The sequence below is a fragment of the Rhizobium sp. SRDI943 genome (genome assembly GCF_057653695.1).
Genome location: NZ_CM172787.1, coordinates 543,774 through 561,113 on the forward strand (window position 1 = coordinate 543,774; position 17,340 = coordinate 561,113).

Here is a 17,340-nt window from a genome sequence, read left to right on the forward strand (position 1 = left end):
GGCAGAGGTGGCGCCCGGCTTAGCCGAGCCGGGCGATCAGGTCGCGCAATTCGCCGAGGTGGTCGATCTTGCGGAAACGCGGCGCCTCTTTCGGCTCGTCCACATGTTCCAGCACCCAGGTCAGTTCGTGTGGCACGAAGACGCCGTAGCTGCCGGCGGCGATCGCCGGCACGATGTCCGATTTCAGCGAATTGCCGACCATCATTGCCCGCTCCGGCCCGTCGCCGACCTTGGCGAAGATGCGGCGATAGGTGACCGCCGTCTTGTCGGAGACGATCTCGACGGCATCGAAGAAGTCGCCGAGCCCCGATTGGGCGAGCTTGCGCTCCTGATCGAAGAGATCGCCCTTGGTGATCATGACAAGCAGGTATTTGCCGGCAAGCGCCTCCAGCGTGTCGCGCACATGCGGCATGGTCTCGACAGGATGAGAGAGGAGCTCGCGGCCGGTATCGAGGATCTTGGCGATCACGCCGGCCGGAATCTTGCCCTCGGTGATCTCGATCGCCGTCTCGATCATCGACAGCGTGAAACCCTTGATGCCGAAGCCGTAATGGCGAAGGTTGCGTTTTTCGGCCTCCAGCAGCCGTTCGGAAATCTTCGGTCCTTCGGCGAAATCGGCAAGAAGCCCGGTGAAATGGGCTTCCGTCAGCCGGTAATATTGTTCGTTCTGCCAGAGTGTATCGTCGGCATCGAAGCCGATCGTGGTCAGTGGTCGCGTCGTCATATGCGCACCTCTTAAAATATGGCCGGCAATCTATCGGCGGCCTGTGTCGAGACAAGGGCATAGCCTCCGCAGAGCCAAGCTACGGCGTTGAAAAGCGCCGACGCCGCACTACATGAAAATCGCCTCACATTGCAGCCAGCCACGGCTGTGCCTGTCATATGCAGGGCCAATAATCAAAAAATGAAGTTCAGTAGTTCGCAAGCCCCTCTTGCGGCAGACACCAAGGAATTTTTCGACCATGCGTTACAATCAACTCGGAAATACCGGACTTTTCGTCTCGGAAATCTGCCTGGGCACGATGACCTTCGGCGAAGCCAAGCAAGGCACTGCCTGGGGCGCCATCGCCGACGTCGACCAGAATGCCGCCGACCGGATCGTCGAGCGTTCGCTTGCATCAGGCGTCAATTTCATCGACACGGCCGACGTCTATTCGACCGGCGAGTCCGAAAGGTTGCTCGGCCAGGCGCTGAAGAACCTCGACATCCAACGCAAGGACGTCGTCATCGCCACCAAGGTCTACGGCGTCATGGGCGACAAGCCGAACGACCGCGGCGCCTCGCGCGGTCACATCATGGACTCGGTCGAGGCGAGCCTCAAGCGGCTGCAGACCGATCATATCGATCTCTATCAGATCCATGCGACCGATACGGTGACGCCGATCGAGGAGACGCTACGCGCTTTCGACGATCTCGTGTCCCGTGGTCTCGTGCGCTACATCGGCGTCTCCAACTGGCAGGCCTGGCGCATTTCCAAGGCACTCGGCCTGTCGGAGCGCCGCGGCTTTGCCCGTTTCGAAACCGTGCAGGCCTATTACTCCATCGCCGGCCGCGATCTCGAACGCGACATCGTGCCGATGATGCAGGAGGAAAAGCTTGGCCTGATGGTCTGGTCCCCGCTCGCCGGCGGTCTGCTCTCCGGCAAGTACGGTCCCGGCGCGCCCGGCAATGGTGAAGGCCGCCGCGCCAGTTTCGATTTCCCGCCCGTCGACAAGGACAAGGCCTGGGCCTGTGTCGCCGTCATGCGCGAAGTCGCCGAAAAGCACGGCGTCAGCGTCGCCACCGTCGCGCTCGCCTATATCCTGGCCAAGCCCTTCGTCACGACAGTCATCATCGGCGCCAAGCGTGTCGATCAGCTCGACCAGAACCTTGCCGCCGTCAAGCTGCAGCTCGATGAAGGGGATATCAAGAAGCTCGACGAGGTGAGCGCGCTTGCGCCCGAATATCCGGGCTGGATGCTGGCGCGACAGGGCGCCGGCCGCCGCCCGGCCGATTTCGAGCCGAAGGACTGACCTCGCCAACATAAGTCTTGGGGAACGCCGGACATCCGGCGTTCCCCTTTTCCTAAACGATCGACTACTTGCCGTGGGCCTTAAGCCAGGCGTTCATCTCGGCGATTTCGGCTTCCTGCGCCCTGATGACGGCTTCGGCGAGTTTGCGGATATCGGGATCTTTTCCGTATTGCAGCTCGATCCTGGCCATATCGATCGCACCCTGATGATGCGGGATCATGCCGCGGACGAAATCCGCATCGGCATCGCCGCTATAGTCGATCATCATATCCTTGTGCATCTTGGCGTTCGCCTCGCTGAAGGCTTGGCTCGCCGCATCGTGGTTGCCCATCGGCTTGCTCATGTCCATCGGCTTGTCTTTGGCAAGGACGGGAGCGGCAATGATGGCGAGCATTGCGGTGAGGGTGATGATTTTCAAAGACATGAGAGTTCCTTCCTCTGTCTGACAATAGGTTTGCCGGGCGGCTGGGCCACCCGATTGGCATGGATAGTCGTCGTGTCAGGACAGTCGGGGAGGGGGCGGCTGCGGCGTCGGCTTGTCGTCGTCCAGGGCGCGGGCACGCGCCGGGGCGGGATAGCCGAAAATGGACTTTCCGCCATCCATGACCGTCACCGTCGCTGGCAGCAAAAGACAGGCGACGCAAAGCGGCATATGCGCGGAGTTGCCGGTGGCGCAAGGGTCTTTCAACGGATCGGCCGTATCAGCCGCCTCATGCCTATCCATGCCAGCCATCTGATGGTGCATGCCGTTTTCGACGACGACCGGCGCATTCATCGACGCACAGGTCGGGCAGCCGGCCCATGCGGACATGGCGCTGTAGACCAGCCAGCCGAGAAACATCGTGATGAGGGCGAGCATGCGCATGCTGTTTTATAGGCGAATGCTGGATACAAGCCAAGGCAATCGGCGGTCACATCCTGGTCACCAAGCAGCCATGACATTGTGCTCGATCCTATAATCCTTGCTCTCTTCGCCGAGCGGCGCGACCGGCCATGTCCAGGCGGCTTTTGCCGGCGGCGGCAAAACGCCATGCAGCAGGTCGGCCTCTTCATGCGTCTTGCCGTTGCGGTCGATGACGGCATAGGCGATGTCGGTTACCAGGCAGTTGCGGCAGGGAAGCCCCGAAAGCCCGGTCAGGTGCGCCGCGATCAGCCTTTCCACCGTGTCTTCAGGCATTCGCCCCGCCTCGGCCCCATGGCGCCGTTTCACACCGCGGCCGATCTGCGACAACAGGTTGGCGGATACCACCAAATCGAGATAGGGCACAGCACGCAAAAAGCCGAGCGGTTCGGGCTCGCGGCCGGCGGCGAGGTCGTCGTAGCCGGAAAGATCGCGCTCGATCAGTTGGACATTGCGATGGAACTTGGCCGACAGCCACAGGCGCACCGAGGCGAGATGAACGAGATCGACCAGGACGACGGTGTCGAAATCTCGCGCCAGCACTTCGATCGGTACATCGCGCAACAGGCCGGAGCCGAGGACGACGGCGGTCCGCTTCTGTCTGAGATCGGCCGTCGCCGCCAGGATCGCCTTCCGGCTCATCTCCTCATGTTCGGCCCAATCCGCCGCGCAGCGCCCGGCCCGCGACCAGAGATTGACGGAATAGCGGATGAACTTTCGATGCGGCTTGCGGGTCAGCGGCAAGGTTGCGGCATAGAGAAGCGCATCAGTGATCATGAACATATCCGCATTTCTGATGGATGCCTCTTCGTTCAATCGATTCCGGTCTTGAGATCAAGGCCCTTCGCCCTTGCCGCTCCCCGCCCAATCCGCTAGGAAACCGCCACTGTCACAGTCAGTGGAATCCCCGGAAATGAACGACAAGCAGAAGAAACCACAAAAGCTCAAGGCCCGCCTGCCGCGCGGCTTCGTCGACCGGACGGCTGGCGATATCCGCGCCGTCAACGAGATGACGGCAAAGATCCGGGAAGTCTATGAGCATTATGGTTTCGATCCGCTCGAAACGCCGCTTTTCGAATATACCGATGCGCTCGGCAAGTTTCTGCCCGACAGCGACCGGCCGAACGAAGGCGTCTTCTCGCTGCAGGACGATGACGAGCAGTGGATGTCGCTGCGCTACGACCTGACGGCGCCGCTCGCCCGTCATGTCGCCGAGAATTTCAACGAGATCCAGCTGCCTTATCGCACCTATCGCGCCGGCTATGTCTTCCGCAACGAGAAGCCGGGCCCGGGCCGCTTCCGCCAGTTCATGCAGTTCGATGCCGATACTGTCGGTGCGCCTGGTGTTCAGGCCGATGCCGAAATGTGCATGATGATGGCCGATACGCTGGAAGCCCTCGGTATCAAGCGCGGCGATTACCTCATTCGCGTCAATAACCGCAAGGTTCTGGATGGCGTGCTCGAAGCGATCGGTCTCGGCGGCGACGACAAGGCCGGCCAGCGGCTCAACGTGCTGCGCGCCATCGACAAGCTCGACAAGTTCGGCCCGGAGGGCGTGGCCCTGCTGCTCGGTCCCGGCCGCAAGGATGAATCCGGCGACTTCACCAAGGGTGCTGGTCTCGACAAGGAGCAGATCGACAAGGTGCTGTTCTTCGTCGGCATCACGGACTATGCCGAAAGCGCTGCCCGCCTCGCCGAGCTGGTTGCGGGAACCGCCAGGGGTGGCGAGGGCGTCGAGGAGCTGAATTTCATCGGTGCGCTGGTTACCAGCGCCGGCTATGGCCCTGACCGCATCAAGATCGATCCCTCGGTTGTCCGTGGCCTCGAGTATTATACCGGCCCGGTCTATGAGGCCGAACTGACCTTCGACGTCACCAATGAAAAGGGCGAAAAAGTCGTCTTCGGTTCGGTCGGCGGCGGCGGCCGTTATGATGGCCTCGTCTCCCGCTTCATGGGCCAGCCGGTTCCGGCGACCGGCTTTTCGATCGGCGTCTCCAGGCTGATGACAGCCCTGAAGAACCTCGGCAAGCTCGGCGCCAGTGAGGTCATCGAGCCGGTGCTGGTGACCGTCATGGACGGCGATGTCGAGGCGATGGGCCGCTATCAGAAGATGACGCAGGAACTGCGCGCCGCCGGCATCCGCGCCGAGATGTTCCAGGGCAACTGGAAGAAGTTCGGCAATCAGCTGAAATATGCCGATCGCCGCGGCTGCCCAGTCGCCATCATCCAGGGCGGCGACGAGCGCGCGACAAGCGTCGTGCAGATCAAGGATTTGATCGAAGGCAAGCGGCTCTCCGGCGAGATTGAAGACAATGCCAGCTGGCGCGAGGCGCGCGTGGCGCAGGAGACGGTCCCGGAAGCCGAAATCATCGCCAAGGTCAGGGAGATCCTTGCTGCGCAGGCCGAGGATCGGAAGCGAGCGGCGAATGTCTGAGGCATTTCCGGCACGCCCGTCGCCTATTATACGGAGCGCAGCATGCCCCTGATCAATCTCCCCGAATTCGCCAACGACCTCATTGCCGAATTCATCGAGCGCAACGCCGAGCGCATCGACACGCCTGTCATCCAGCCGGCCGAACCTTTCCTTGATATCGCCGGCGAGGATCTGCGCCGCCGCATCTTCATGACGGAGAGCGAAACCGGCGCCAGCCTCTGCCTACGTCCCGAATTCACCATCCCCGTCTGTCTGCGCCACATCGAGACGGCGACCGGCACGCCGAAGCGTTATGCCTATCTCGGCGAGGTTTTCCGCCAGCGCCGCGACGGCGCCAATGAATTCTATCAGGCCGGCATCGAGGATCTTGGCGATATCGACCTGTCAAACGCCGACGCCCGCGCCATCGGCGATGCCACCGGCATTCTCGCCCGCCTGCTGCCGGGCCGCCGCTTAGCCGTGACATTGGGCGACCAGGCAGTGTTCGAGGCTGTCGTCCAGGCGCTCGGCCTGCCGCTCGGCTGGCAGAAGCGCCTGATCCACGCCTTCGGCAATATGACGCAGCTGGAAGCCCTGCTTGCCAGCCTCGTCAGCCCGCAATTCGTCACCGGGCTGGACGACGATATTGCCAGGCTTGTCGCATCAGACGACGAGCAGGCGCTGGTCGCCTATCTCGAGCGGGAGATGCAGAAGACCGGCTATTCGACGAATGCCGGCCGCTCGGCCCTGGAGATCGCCCGAAGGCTCAAGGAAAAGCTCATCCTGTCCGAAACGCGCCTCGACGATGCGGCCTTCCGTGTTTTGGAAGAGTTCCTGTCGCTCGACGTGCCGCTTATCAATGCTTCCGCAGCCCTTTCCGGTTTTGCCGATGCTGCCGGCCTGAAACTCGGCAACGCGCTCGCCCGCTTCAATGGCCGCGTTGCAGCACTTTCCAATGCCGGCGTCGATCTTTCCTGCCTCGACTACCGCGCCGCCTTCGGACGGCCGCTCGACTATTACACCGGCCTCGTCTTCGAGGTGACGGTGGAAGGCTCGACCGCGGTGCTCGCCGGCGGCGGCCGCTTCGACCGGCTCCTGACCTTCCTGGGTGCGACGGACCGTATTCCGGCCGTCGGCTTCTCCTTCTGGCTCGACCGCATCGAAACCGAAAGGGCAGCCGCATGACCATCACCATCGCGCTTCCCTCCAAGGGCCGGATGAAGGAGGACGCTTCGGCGATCTTCGAACGTGCCGGCATGACGATCTCGGCTGTTGGCAACGATCGCTCCTATCGCGGCCGCGTCGAAGGCTGGGACGATGTGGAAATCGCCTTCCTTTCGGCGTCCGAAATCTCCCGCGAAATCGGCAACGGCACGGTCGATTTCGGCGTTACCGGCGAGGATCTGATGCGGGAAGGTTTTGCCGAGGTCGACAAGCGCGTCGAATTCTGCGCCCGCCTCGGCTTCGGCCACGCCGATGTCGTCGTCGCCGTGCCGGAGATCTGGCTCGATGTCGACACCATGGCCGATCTCGTCGACGTCGCGGCCGATTTTCGCGCCCGCCACTCCAGGCGCCTTGCCATCGCCACCAAATACTGGCGGCTGACCCAGCAGTTCTTTTCGAGCCAGCACGGCATCCAGCTTTATCGCATCGTCGAAAGCCTGGGCGCCACCGAGGGCGCTCCCGCCTCCGGCTCGGCCGATATCATCGTCGATATCACCTCCACCGGCTCGACGCTGCGCGCCAACCATCTGAAGGTGCTCCAGGACGGCGTCATCCTGCATTCGCAGGCCTGCCTCGTGCGCGCCCGCAAGGAAAGCCACGCCGGCGAACCCGCTGTGCAGGCGATCATCGATGCGGTGCGTGCCGCCCTCTGATCTCAGTCATGAAGGCAAAAGAAAAACCCGCCGTCGGATGACGGCGGGTTTTGTATGTCCGGGAGGATGTCTGCTGGTGTCAGGCGGTTGCGTAGGCGCCGCGCCGGGCGTCGAGCGAGTAGGCGCCGGCACCGACGGTGGCGAGCAGTATGTACGCGCCGGCCAGCGTGATATTCTTCATGACCATGATCTGGTTGAGAATGTTCACGAGTTCCGTGCCACTCGCGTAGGGCAGGTGGAAGGCAATGCCCGTGAAGACACAGAAGGCGGCGAGCAGCCAGCCGGCAATGCGGACCTGGAAGCCTGTGAGAACCGCAAGGCCGGCCAGCAGTTCGAAAAGGCCTGCGACATAGGCCAGCAGGGTTGCTGCCGGCAGGCCGGCACCGGCGATCATGCCCGCAGTACCGGCAGGATCGGTGAGCTTCATGAAGCCGGAAAGGATGAACATGAAGGAAAGAAGAATACGGGCAATCAGGATGATGACGTTGTTCGACATGGACGTTGTCTCCGTTTCAAGGACTTTGGAGATCTTGGTGCCCCAGCACCGGTTCGACCTCGGATGCCTCTATGTCGCTCTTTTCTTGCGTTGTGGAAAGATAAACGAAAGGGGACACTTCGTTCACTAATATGGAACGATCTCCAAAGCGCGTCGCGTTCGACCGGATTCATGCGACGCGGTTGGATCTTTTGTGGTCATGCATGTCGTTGGCCCAAAACCGCAGCACACTTTTGGGCGACATGCATTAGCTGCCCCCGCTTGCCTTTGCCAAGCCGGGTCTCTTATGGTCGGCGCCCAACATGGAGACTCCGATGGCAGATCTTTCCGCATTTCCGATCACGACGCGCTGGCCGGCAAAAAATCCCGACATCATCCAGCTCTATTCCCTGCAGACGCCGAATGGGGTGAAGGTCTCGGTCGCCCTCGAAGAGCTCGGCCTCGCCTATGAGCCGCATTATATTTCCTTCGCCGCCAACGATCAGAAGTCGCCGGAATTCGAATCTCTCAACCCGAACGGCCGCATTCCGGCGATCATCGATCCGAACGGTCCGGACGGGAAGCCGATCGGCCTTTTCGAGTCCGGCGCGATCCTGCTTTATCTCGCCGAAAAAACCGGCAAGCTCATCCCTGCTGATGCCGCCGGTCGCTACGAAACCATCCAGTGGGTGTTTTTCCAGATGGCGGGTATCGGCCCGATGTTCGGCCAGTTCGGGCATTTCCATAAATTCGCCGCCGACAAGGTCGCCAACAATTCCTATCCGGTCGAGCGTTATCGCGATGAATCCAAACGGCTGCTCGGCGTGCTCGATGACCGACTGAAGGGTCGTCAATGGATCATGGGCGATCAATACACGATCGCCGACATCACCACCTTCACCTGGGTTCGCGGCGCCGATATTTTCTATGGCGGCCGCGAGGTGCTCGAATACGCAAAATTCCCCGCCGTCTCGGATTGGCTGGAGCGCTGCATCGCCCGCCCGGCAAGTGCCAGGGGACTCAACATACCGGTCAAGCCGGAGTAACGGACGGATCGCTGCAAAGTAGAAAGGCCGCCCTCGAGGCGGCCTTTTATCTTGATGTCCGGCCTATCGCCGGCTTGTGATCTGCTTTGTGCCTTCCAGCTTGAAGCGCGGAAAGACGAAGACGCCGACCATGCTGCCGCTGTATTTCTGCTCGAGACCGTTGGACTCGCCCATGCAGAACAGCGGCTGGCGAAAGCCGTTCGGCATGATGATCGTCGTCGAAAAACAGAAGGAGGAGCAGAGCGTCGCCGCCTGCTCGAACAGCTCCAATATGTGGCTGCGGTCCTTGGCATCATAGCAGCGGATCAGGCTGAGCAGTCCGCATTCCCGTGCGGCAAGGCCGTGCAGCATCGCGCTCCATTCGCCGAGACGGAGCATGCCGCTCGAAAAATCTCCAGTCCAAGCTTCGGAAACGGAAAACTGCGCCAACATCTCGTGATTTTGATTGGCGTCATCAAACGAGCCGGGTGTCAAAGGTACGGCTGCATTGGCTCTGGCGATCTTAAACAAGGCGTTCCCCCGTTCGGATGCGGCTCCCGCCGCACGCTCGGCAAACACAAAGAAACAGGATCACGCAGCAGCGGGCATGATGCCCGCGCTTCATCCGGCGATGATTGCCACGGCCATCTGGCCTCCGTAACCGGAGCCCTTCGAAGCCGAACGTTCATGCATCGCCTTCCGCGCCCCGGCCTCGTCTATTGGCGAAAAATTATCGCCGGGCGCACTTTAATTGCAGCGCGGATTTATAGGGGCTTTTGGACAAACGGCAACGGCTTTTTAAGGGGTATTCGGATCGGCTTCATTCTGGGGGTGCCCGCATCTTCGGCCTATTTCGCCAGAATTGGCATGGGAAGATCATCTTTGCGAGCGTTGCAAACGTTTTCACTCTGCGTCAGGCCGGAAATCGTGCCGCAACTCAATGATCTCTCGCATGTCGGTGGGCTGAGAAAGACGCAGGCAGCGCAAGCCTCGCGCAAGCTTCGTGCCCGGGGCCTGTAAGAGGGAGCCGGGCGGGCGTTCGTCGGCTATGCAAATCACTGTGCCGCACGTCGAATCGCTTTGGGCAAAAGAAAAGGGCGACCCGAGGGCCGCCCTTCCTGTTCCGGATGCCGGAATGGTGGTCAGTGATGGCTTTCGCCTATCACATCATGTCCATTCCGCCCATTCCGCCCATTCCGCCCGGCATGCCGCCGCCAGCCGATTCTTTCTTCGGCAGTTCGGCAATCATGGCTTCGGTGGTGATCAGCAGCGATGCGACAGAAGCAGCGTTCTGCAGCGCCGTGCGAACGACCTTGAGCGGGTCGACGATACCCATGGCGATCATGTCGCCATATTCGGACGTCTGGGCGTTGTAGCCGTAGTTGTCTTCGTTCTTGTCGAGGACCTTGCCGACAACGATCGAGGCTTCGTCGCCTGCGTTTTCAGCGATCTGACGAACGAGCGACTGCAGGGCGCGGCGAACGATGTTGATGCCGGCTTCCTGGTCGTCGTTTGCACCCTTGACGGTGATCTTCGTGGAGGAGCGGAGCAGAGCGATACCGCCGCCGGGGACGATACCTTCCTGAACGGCAGCGCGGGTCGCGTTGAGCGCGTCGTCGATGCGGTCCTTCTTTTCCTTCACTTCGACTTCCGTCGAGCCGCCGACGCGGATGACGGCAACGCCGCCAGCGAGCTTGGCAAGACGTTCCTGCAGCTTCTCGCGGTCGTAGTCGGAGGTGGTTTCTTCGATCTGGGCCTTGATCTGGGCAACACGGCCTTCGATGTCGGTCTTAGCGCCCGAACCGTCGACGATCGTGGTGTTTTCCTTGGAGATCGAAACCTTCTTGGCACGGCCGAGCATGTCGAGCGTGACGGATTCGAGCTTGATGCCGAGATCTTCGGAGATGACAGTGCCGCCCGTCAGGATGGCGATGTCTTCGAGCATGGCCTTGCGGCGATCGCCGAAGCCAGGTGCCTTGACGGCAGCAATCTTCAGGCCGCCGCGCAGCTTGTTGACGACGAGCGTAGCGAGGGCTTCGCCTTCGACGTCTTCAGCGACGATGAGGAGCGGCTTGCCGGTCTGAACGACGGCTTCGAGAACCGGGAGCATCGACTGCAGGTTCGAGAGCTTCTTCTCGTGAAGGAGAATGAAGACGTCTTCGAGGTCGGCGATCATCTTTTCCGGATTGGTCACGAAGTAGGGGCTGAGGTAGCCGCGGTCGAACTGCATGCCTTCGACGACTTCGAGTTCGGTTTCGGCGGTCTTGGCTTCTTCAACCGTGATGACGCCTTCGTTGCCGACCTTCTGCATGGCTTCAGCAATGTCGAGACCGACCTGCTTGTCGCCATTGGCCGAAATCGTGCCGACCTGTGCAACTTCTTCCGAAGTCGAGATCTTCTTGGCCTTGGCCTGGAGATCCTTCACGACGTCGGCGACAGCGAGGTCGATGCCGCGCTTCAGGTCCATCGGGTTCATGCCGGCTGCAACGGCCTTGTTGCCTTCGCGAACGATCGCCTGGGCAAGAACGGTAGCCGTCGTGGTGCCGTCGCCGGCGATGTCGTTGGTCTTCGAAGCAACTTCGCGGACCATCTGGGCGCCCATGTTTTCGAACTTGTCTTCGAGTTCGATTTCCTTGGCGACGGAAACGCCGTCCTTGGTGATGCGCGGCGCGCCGAAGGACTTGTCGATGATGACGTTACGGCCCTTCGGGCCGAGCGTGACCTTCACTGCATCGGCGAGAATGTCGACGCCGCGCAGCATCTTTTCGCGCGCGGTGCGGCCAAACTTGATTTCTTTAGATGCCATATTCTTAACTCCTGAATTCGAGTTGTTCGGGCAAAGAGCCCGTCAGCCATTTCGGGAAAGCAGGTCGGCCGATCAGCCGATGATGCCCATAATGTCGGCTTCCTTCATGATCAGAAGGTCTTCGCCGTCGATCTTGACTTCGGTGCCGGACCACTTGCCGAACAGGATGCGGTCGCCAGCCTTGACGTCGAGTGCGACGACCTTGCCGGACTCATCGCGCGCGCCGGAGCCGACGGCGACGATTTCGCCTTCCTGCGGCTTTTCCTTGGCGGTATCGGGAATGATGATGCCGCCCTTGGTCTTGGCTTCGGACTCAACGCGGCGAACAACGACGCGGTCGTGAAGGGGGCGGAAGTTGGTGCTTGCCATTGTCTAATCCCTCGATCGAATGACATTCGCGGACCGGATTGGCCCACATGGATAGATGTTAGCACTCCCTTGCGGTGAGTGCTAGCGACGAGCATTTAGGGATGGCTCCGAGAGGAGTCAATGAGAGCAATCACGAATTTTTGTGCCGGAATTGTGAAGATGCCGGAGAATAGTCGGAGATTGCGGCCAAAACCTCGGCGCAGCTGAACTTTGCCGAACTCGTCCGCGCTCGGCGATCTGCCGCTTCGCGATAATCGTCAAAACCCTTTGCCCTTCCGCTCCTCCGGATCGCCGTTCGAGCTCTACGCATTGGCCCGGCGGCGAAGAAAATGCCTTGCCATCGTCTTGCGCCTTTGCAATGTCACCGGTGACTGAAGCAAATCGGGAAATCGGAATGGCTAAGCGGATAGAAAACTTCTCGGAGATATCAGGTCGCTATGATGTGGTGCTCTGCGATGTCTGGGGCGTCGTTCACAACGGCGTCGATCCGTTCCCGAAGGCGGCTGCAGCCCTTGAAGCGGCACGCGAAAACGGCCTCGCCGTTGTCCTCATCACCAATTCGCCGCGCCTTTCCTGGCAGGTGGTCGATCAGTTGCGCCAGATCGGCGTTCCCGACAGTGCCTATGACAGGATCGTCACCTCTGGCGACGTCACGCGCGGGCTGATCGCCGAAGGGCCGAAGACCGTCTTTCTGCTCGGCCCCGAGCGCGACAAGGCGCTGCTCGAAGGCATTGGCGTCGAGCGCCGGCCGGCGGGCGAAGCGCAATCGCTGGTCTGCACCGGCTTTTTCGACGACGAGACCGAGAAGCCGGAGGATTACACCGACATGCTTCTCGATTTCAAAGCCCGCGACGTGCCGATGATCTGCGCCAATCCCGACCTCATCGTCGAGCGCGGCCATCGCATCATCCCTTGCGCCGGCGCCATGGCCGCCTATTACGAGCAGCTGGGCGGCAAAACCCGCATCGCCGGCAAGCCGCACCGGCCGATCTACGAGGCGACGCTTGCGGCTGCCCGCGAGCTTCGCGGCGATTTCCCGGTCGATCGCGTGCTGGCGATCGGCGACGGCATGCCGACCGACGTGCGCGGCGCCTTGAATTACGGCCTCGACCTCCTCTACATCAGCGGCGGTATCCACGCTAAGGAATATACTCTCAACGGCGAGACCGACGAGGCGATCCTCAACGCCTATCTCGAACGGGAAAACGCCGCGCCGAAGTGGTGGATGCCCCGCCTTGCATGAAGACACGCCTTGCATGAAGAGAAGCCAGCCGATGACCGTCTTCCACCGCAATGAAACCCGGGAACCCCTACCCGCCCATCTGAAGGGCGGCGTCATTGCCATCGGCAATTTCGATGGCGTGCACCGCGGCCATCAATCGGTGCTGAGCCGGGCGCTCGAGATCTCCAAGACGCGCGGTATCCCCGCTTTGGTGCTGACATTCGAGCCGCATCCGCGCACGGTCTTCCGGCCGCAGACACCGGTCTTCCGCCTGACGCCGGCGCCGCTGAAAGCCCGTATCCTGGAAACGCTGGGCTTCAGCGCCGTCATCGAATATCCCTTCGACTACGAATTCTCGCAGCGCTCGGCCGATGATTTCATCCATTCGATCCTGAAGGATTGGCTCGGCGCTTCCGAAGTGGTCACCGGCTTCGATTTCCATTTCGGCCGTGGCCGCGAGGGCGGTCCGGCCTTCCTGATGAATGCCGGCCATACCTACGGCTTCGGCGTCACCCTGATCGATGCCTTCCGTGACGAAAACGCCGATGTCGTCTCTTCGAGCCATATCCGCGCGCTCCTGAAGGAGGGCAATGTCAGTGAAGTCGCCGGCATGCTCGGTTACCGCTATACGGTGGAAGCTGAGGTGATCGATGGCGAAAAGCTCGGCCGCCAACTCGGTTTTCCGACGGCCAACATGCGCCTGCCGCCGGAGGTCGATCTTGCCGCCGGCATCTACGCCGTCCGCTTCCGCCGCCAGGACGGCACGCTCCACGATGCCGTTGCAAGCTATGGCCGCCGCCCGACGGTCACGGAAAACGGCGCGCCGCTGCTCGAAACCTATCTTTTCGATTTCAGCGGCGATCTCTACGGCCAGCTCTGCTCCGTCTCCTTCTTTGGTTATCTCCGCCCCGAGCTGAAATTCGACGGCCTCGATCCGCTCGTCGCCCAGATCAAGCGCGATGAGGAAGAGGCGAGGGCGCTGCTTGCGGGTGTCAAGCCACTCGGCGCGCTTGATCGGAAACTGTGCTTTTCCTGAGGTCGCCTTGAGTGCGGCTGTCGCTGCGGCCACCGGCGATTCCAGCGGTTGAAGCGGATTGCCAACCGCGAATTCTTCTCTTCCTTTTCCCGGCAAAAACGCCTATGAACCGGCGCGATGACGAAATATCGGCTGGCAATGATGATGCGAATTATCGGCCCGGCCTTCCGCGCGCGCTAAGCGGCCGGAAGGTCCGGGTTTTTGGCGCTTGGTAAGAGCGCTTCCGTCACCAGCTATTTCACGCCCGTTGCGCCCCTTCCTGGGCCGCCAGAAAACGATTGTCAGACATGACCGATACAGCCGAAAAGATCGACTATTCGAAGACCCTCTATTTGCCCGAGACCGATTTTCCCATGCGCGCCGGCCTGCCGCAGAAGGAACCGGAACTCGTCAAGCGCTGGCAGGAGATGGGTCTCTACAAGAAACTGCGCGCTTCCGCCGCCGGCCGCGAGAAATTCGTCCTTCACGATGGCCCTCCCTATGCCAACGGCAACATCCATATCGGCCATGCGCTGAACAAGATCCTCAAGGACGTCATCAACCGTTCGTTCCAGATGCGCGGCTACGACGCCAATTACGTGCCCGGCTGGGATTGCCACGGCCTGCCGATCGAATGGAAGATCGAAGAGAAGTACCGCGAAAAGGGCAAGAACAAGGACGAGGTCCCGGTCAACGAATTCCGCAGGGAATGCCGTGAATTCGCCGCCGGCTGGATCAAAGTCCAGGCGGAAGAGTTCAAGCGCCTCGGCATCGAGGGTGACTTCGACAATCCCTATACGACGATGAATTTTCACGCGGAATCGCGCATCGCCGGCGAACTCTTGAAGATCGCCGCAAGCGGTCAGCTTTATCGCGGCTCCAAGCCGATCATGTGGTCGGTCGTCGAGCGCACGGCGCTGGCAGAGGCCGAGGTCGAATACCAGGACTATGAGAGCGACACGATCTGGGTGAAATTCCCAGTCGTCGAAGGTCCGGTCGCGCTCAAGGATGCGTTCGTGGTCATCTGGACGACCACGCCCTGGACGATCCCCGGCAACCGCGCGGTCTCCTTTTCGCCGCGCATCTCCTACGGCCTCTATGAAGTGACGGCCGCCGAGAACGATTTTGGTCCGCGTCCCGGCGAAAAGCTGATCTTTGCCGACAAGCTGGCCGAGGAATCCTTCGCCAAGGCCAAGCTGCAGTATAAGCGCTTGAGCGATGTCTCTGCAGCCGACTTCGCAGCGATGACCTGTGCCCATCCCTTCAAGGGTCTCGGCGGTGGCTATGAATTCCGCGTGCCGCTGCTCGATGGCGATCACGTCACCGATGACGCCGGCACCGGCTTCGTGCACACCGCACCCAGCCACGGTCGCGAAGACTTCGATGCCTGGATGTCGGCTGTCCGCGCGCTTGAGGCCCGCGGCATCGACACCAAGATCCCGTTTCCGGTCGACGACGGCGGCTTCTACACATCAGACGCCCCCGGCTTCGAGGGCGCCCGCGTCATCGACGACAACGGCAAGAAGGGCGATGCCAACGACCGTGTCATCAGGGAACTGATCGCCCGCGGCGCGCTCTTTGCCCGCGGCCGGCTGAAGCACCAGTATCCGCATTCCTGGCGCTCGAAGAAGCCGGTCATCTTCCGCAACACGCCGCAATGGTTCGTCTATATGGACAAGACCCTTGCCGACGGCACGACGCTGCGTTCGCGCGCGCTGGGTGCGATCGACGATACGCGCTTCGTGCCCGCCGCCGGCCAGAACCGCCTGCGCGCCATGATCGAAGGCCGTCCGGACTGGGTGCTCTCGCGCCAGCGCGCCTGGGGCGTGCCGATCGCCGTCTTTGCAGACGATGATGGCGATGTCCTGGTCGACGAAGCCGTCAACGTCCGCATCCTCGAAGCCTTCGAACATGAGGGCGCCGACGCCTGGTTTGCCGAAGGCGCCAAGGAGCGCTTCCTCGGCAATGACCACGACCATTCCCGCTGGACCCAGGTCATGGATATCCTCGACGTCTGGTTCGACTCTGGCTCGACGCACACCTTCACGCTCGAAGACCGCCCGGACCTGAAGTGGCCGGCCGACCTTTATCTCGAAGGTTCCGACCAGCATCGCGGCTGGTTCCATTCGTCGCTGCTGGAATCGGCGGCCACCCGCGGCCGCGCGCCTTATAACGCCGTCCTCACCCATGGCTTCACCATGGACGAGAAGGGCGAGAAGATGTCGAAGTCGAAGGGCAACGTCACAGCACCTCAGGAAGTGATGAAGGACGCGGGTGCCGATATCCTGCGCCTTTGGGTGATGACCTCGGATTATGCCGACGACCTGCGCGTCGGCAAGACGATCATCCAGACCAATGTCGATGCCTATCGCAAGCTGCGCAACACCATCCGCTGGATGCTCGGCACGCTCGCCCACGACAAGGGCGAGGTGATCGCGCTTGCCGACCTGCCGGAGCTGGAGCAACTGATGCTGCACCGGCTGGCCGAGCTCGACGAGCTGGTGCGCGAGAACTACGATGCCTTCGACTTCAAGAAGATCGCCCGCGCGCTGATCGATTTCGCCAATGTCGAGCTTTCGGCCTTCTATTTCGATGTCCGCAAGGATGCGCTCTATTGCGACGCGCCGTCGAGCCTGCGCCGGCGCGCCAGCCTGCACGTCATCCGCCAGATCTTCGATTGCATGGTGACGTGGCTTGCCCCGATGCTGCCCTTCACCACCGAGGAGGCCTGGCTGTCGCGCAACCCGTCCGCCGTTTCGGTGCATCTGGAGCAGTTTGCCCCGGTCGCAAAGGAATGGAGCAACGATGCCCTGGCCGAGAAGTGGAAGAAGATCCGCACGGTCCGCTCGGTTGTGACAGGCGCTCTGGAGATCGAGCGCAAGGACAAGCGCATCGGCTCCTCGCTGGAAGCGGCTCCCGTCGTTCATATCGCCGATCCGGAACTGCTGAAGGCGTTGGAAGGCCAGGACTTCACCGAGGTCTGCATCACCTCGGCAATCGAGATCAAGGTCGGCGAAGGACCAGGGGATGCCTTCCGCCTGGCGGAGGTGCCTCAGGTCAGCGTCGTGCCGAAGCTTGCAGAGGGTGAGAAATGCGCCCGCTCCTGGCGCATCACCAGGGATGTCGGTTCCGATCCCGAATATCCCGATGTTTCGGCCCGCGACGCTGCTGCCCTTCGTGAGCTTGCCGCACTTACGTGAAGAATATTGCCGGATGAATTGCGTT

General features: G+C 61.4%; 17 protein-coding genes. 9 read left to right on the top strand and 8 right to left on the bottom strand.

Going from position 1 to position 17,340, the window contains the following annotated elements; genetic code table 11:
* Positions 1–19: 19 nt before the first annotated feature.
* Positions 20–724 carry an HAD family hydrolase gene (locus tag AC245Y_RS02675; RefSeq protein WP_017993053.1) on the bottom strand — a complete coding sequence of 235 codons (705 nt, stop codon included), beginning with the start codon at positions 722–724 and terminating at the stop codon, positions 20–22.
* 238 nt (positions 725–962) lie between these two features.
* On the opposite strand from AC245Y_RS02675, the gene AC245Y_RS02680 reads away from it, so the two are divergent.
* Complete coding sequence (locus tag AC245Y_RS02680; RefSeq protein ID WP_017993054.1) at positions 963–2,012, top strand: aldo/keto reductase; 1,050 nt, start codon at positions 963–965, stop codon at positions 2,010–2,012.
* Between the two features lie 64 nt (positions 2,013–2,076).
* Here AC245Y_RS02680 and copM read toward each other — a convergent pair whose 3' ends face one another.
* The 3 genes from copM to AC245Y_RS02695 all read right to left on the bottom strand — a co-directional run bounded on the left by copM (position 2,077) and on the right by AC245Y_RS02695 (position 3,696).
* Positions 2,077–2,436: a CopM family metallochaperone gene (gene copM / locus AC245Y_RS02685; RefSeq protein WP_017993055.1), complete on the bottom strand. Its 360-nt coding sequence runs from the start codon at positions 2,434–2,436 to the stop codon at positions 2,077–2,079.
* A 75-nt stretch (positions 2,437–2,511) separates the two neighbouring features.
* Positions 2,512–2,877 (bottom strand): hypothetical protein, encoded by a 366-nt coding sequence (locus AC245Y_RS02690; protein WP_017993056.1) that lies wholly within the window; start codon positions 2,875–2,877, stop codon positions 2,512–2,514.
* 57 nt (positions 2,878–2,934) lie between these two features.
* On the bottom strand, positions 2,935–3,696 hold the full coding sequence (locus AC245Y_RS02695; RefSeq protein WP_026157259.1) for a hypothetical protein: 762 nt from the start codon (positions 3,694–3,696) through the stop codon (positions 2,935–2,937).
* Positions 3,697–3,826: 130 nt separating this feature from the next.
* Between AC245Y_RS02695 and hisS the strand changes: the two genes are divergently transcribed.
* Genes hisS through hisG form a run of 3 tightly spaced genes read left to right on the top strand, consistent with a single transcriptional unit; the run spans position 3,827 to position 7,203 of the window.
* Positions 3,827–5,347, top strand: coding sequence for a histidine--tRNA ligase (hisS, locus tag AC245Y_RS02700; RefSeq protein ID WP_017993058.1), 1,521 nt, complete (start codon positions 3,827–3,829; stop codon positions 5,345–5,347).
* A gap of 42 nt (positions 5,348–5,389) precedes the next feature.
* Positions 5,390–6,511 carry an ATP phosphoribosyltransferase regulatory subunit gene (locus AC245Y_RS02705; RefSeq protein ID WP_017993059.1) on the top strand — a complete coding sequence of 374 codons (1,122 nt, stop codon included), beginning with the start codon at positions 5,390–5,392 and terminating at the stop codon, positions 6,509–6,511.
* Complete coding sequence (hisG, locus tag AC245Y_RS02710) at positions 6,508–7,203, top strand: ATP phosphoribosyltransferase (protein ID WP_012756202.1); 696 nt, start codon at positions 6,508–6,510, stop codon at positions 7,201–7,203. The genes AC245Y_RS02705 and hisG overlap by 4 nt, the downstream gene beginning before the upstream one ends.
* A 79-nt stretch (positions 7,204–7,282) precedes the next feature.
* On the opposite strand, the gene AC245Y_RS02715 is transcribed toward hisG, so the two are convergent.
* On the bottom strand, positions 7,283–7,699 hold the full coding sequence (locus AC245Y_RS02715) for a DoxX family protein (RefSeq protein ID WP_017993060.1): 417 nt from the start codon (positions 7,697–7,699) through the stop codon (positions 7,283–7,285).
* A gap of 314 nt (positions 7,700–8,013) precedes the next feature.
* Here AC245Y_RS02715 and AC245Y_RS02720 point away from each other — a divergent pair, with 314 nt between their 5' ends.
* Complete coding sequence (locus AC245Y_RS02720) at positions 8,014–8,724, top strand: glutathione binding-like protein (RefSeq protein ID WP_012756204.1); 711 nt, start codon at positions 8,014–8,016, stop codon at positions 8,722–8,724.
* A gap of 63 nt (positions 8,725–8,787) precedes the next feature.
* On the opposite strand, the gene AC245Y_RS02725 is transcribed toward AC245Y_RS02720, so the two are convergent.
* Complete coding sequence (locus tag AC245Y_RS02725; RefSeq protein ID WP_017993062.1) at positions 8,788–9,234, bottom strand: hypothetical protein; 447 nt, start codon at positions 9,232–9,234, stop codon at positions 8,788–8,790.
* A gap of 156 nt (positions 9,235–9,390) precedes the next feature.
* Between AC245Y_RS02725 and AC245Y_RS02730 the strand changes: the two genes are divergently transcribed.
* The gene (locus tag AC245Y_RS02730) at positions 9,391–9,723 is read left to right on the top strand and encodes a hypothetical protein (RefSeq protein ID WP_162770438.1); all 333 of its coding nucleotides are present in this window, start codon (positions 9,391–9,393) and stop codon (positions 9,721–9,723) included.
* 142 nt (positions 9,724–9,865) lie between these two features.
* Here the strand turns inward: AC245Y_RS02730 and groL are convergent, their stop codons facing one another.
* Positions 9,866–11,509, bottom strand: coding sequence for a chaperonin GroEL (groL, locus tag AC245Y_RS02735; protein ID WP_012756206.1), 1,644 nt, complete (start codon positions 11,507–11,509; stop codon positions 9,866–9,868).
* Between the two features lie 72 nt (positions 11,510–11,581).
* A complete protein-coding gene (groES, locus tag AC245Y_RS02740) occupies positions 11,582–11,878 on the bottom strand; it encodes a co-chaperone GroES (RefSeq protein ID WP_003545797.1) in 297 nt (98 codons plus the stop codon).
* Between the two features lie 394 nt (positions 11,879–12,272).
* Between groES and AC245Y_RS02745 the strand changes: the two genes are divergently transcribed.
* The 3 genes from AC245Y_RS02745 to ileS all read left to right on the top strand — a co-directional run bounded on the left by AC245Y_RS02745 (position 12,273) and on the right by ileS (position 17,315).
* Positions 12,273–13,121: a TIGR01459 family HAD-type hydrolase gene (locus AC245Y_RS02745; RefSeq protein ID WP_012756207.1), complete on the top strand. Its 849-nt coding sequence runs from the start codon at positions 12,273–12,275 to the stop codon at positions 13,119–13,121.
* 31 nt (positions 13,122–13,152) lie between these two features.
* Positions 13,153–14,136 carry a bifunctional riboflavin kinase/FAD synthetase gene (locus tag AC245Y_RS02750; RefSeq protein WP_026157260.1) on the top strand — a complete coding sequence of 328 codons (984 nt, stop codon included), beginning with the start codon at positions 13,153–13,155 and terminating at the stop codon, positions 14,134–14,136.
* 287 nt (positions 14,137–14,423) lie between these two features.
* Complete coding sequence (gene ileS, locus AC245Y_RS02755) at positions 14,424–17,315, top strand: isoleucine--tRNA ligase (protein ID WP_017993066.1); 2,892 nt, start codon at positions 14,424–14,426, stop codon at positions 17,313–17,315.
* The last annotated feature ends 25 nt before the right edge of the window (positions 17,316–17,340 follow it).

Excerpts from the sequence above, each read along its gene's own strand:
- AC245Y_RS02705 (WP_017993059.1), top strand. The coding sequence starts at position 5,390 with ATGCCCCTGATCAATCTCCCCGAATTCGCCAACGACCTCATTGCCGAA.
- AC245Y_RS02715 (WP_017993060.1), bottom strand. The coding sequence starts at position 7,699 with ATGTCGAACAACGTCATCATCCTGATTGCCCGTATTCTTCTTTCCTTC.
- AC245Y_RS02720 (WP_012756204.1), top strand. The coding sequence starts at position 8,014 with ATGGCAGATCTTTCCGCATTTCCGATCACGACGCGCTGGCCGGCAAAA.
- AC245Y_RS02690 (WP_017993056.1), bottom strand. The coding sequence starts at position 2,877 with ATGCGCATGCTCGCCCTCATCACGATGTTTCTCGGCTGGCTGGTCTAC.
- AC245Y_RS02675 (WP_017993053.1), bottom strand. The coding sequence starts at position 724 with ATGACGACGCGACCACTGACCACGATCGGCTTCGATGCCGACGATACA.
- ileS (WP_017993066.1), top strand. The coding sequence starts at position 14,424 with ATGACCGATACAGCCGAAAAGATCGACTATTCGAAGACCCTCTATTTG.
- copM (WP_017993055.1), bottom strand. The coding sequence starts at position 2,436 with ATGTCTTTGAAAATCATCACCCTCACCGCAATGCTCGCCATCATTGCC.
- AC245Y_RS02680 (WP_017993054.1), top strand. The coding sequence starts at position 963 with ATGCGTTACAATCAACTCGGAAATACCGGACTTTTCGTCTCGGAAATC.
- AC245Y_RS02695 (WP_026157259.1), bottom strand. The coding sequence starts at position 3,696 with ATGTTCATGATCACTGATGCGCTTCTCTATGCCGCAACCTTGCCGCTG.
- hisG (WP_012756202.1), top strand. The coding sequence starts at position 6,508 with ATGACCATCACCATCGCGCTTCCCTCCAAGGGCCGGATGAAGGAGGAC.
- hisS (WP_017993058.1), top strand. The coding sequence starts at position 3,827 with ATGAACGACAAGCAGAAGAAACCACAAAAGCTCAAGGCCCGCCTGCCG.
- groL (WP_012756206.1), bottom strand. The coding sequence starts at position 11,509 with ATGGCATCTAAAGAAATCAAGTTTGGCCGCACCGCGCGCGAAAAGATG.
- AC245Y_RS02745 (WP_012756207.1), top strand. The coding sequence starts at position 12,273 with ATGGCTAAGCGGATAGAAAACTTCTCGGAGATATCAGGTCGCTATGAT.
- AC245Y_RS02750 (WP_026157260.1), top strand. The coding sequence starts at position 13,153 with ATGACCGTCTTCCACCGCAATGAAACCCGGGAACCCCTACCCGCCCAT.
- groES (WP_003545797.1), bottom strand. The coding sequence starts at position 11,878 with ATGGCAAGCACCAACTTCCGCCCCCTTCACGACCGCGTCGTTGTTCGC.
- AC245Y_RS02730 (WP_162770438.1), top strand. The coding sequence starts at position 9,391 with ATGCATCGCCTTCCGCGCCCCGGCCTCGTCTATTGGCGAAAAATTATC.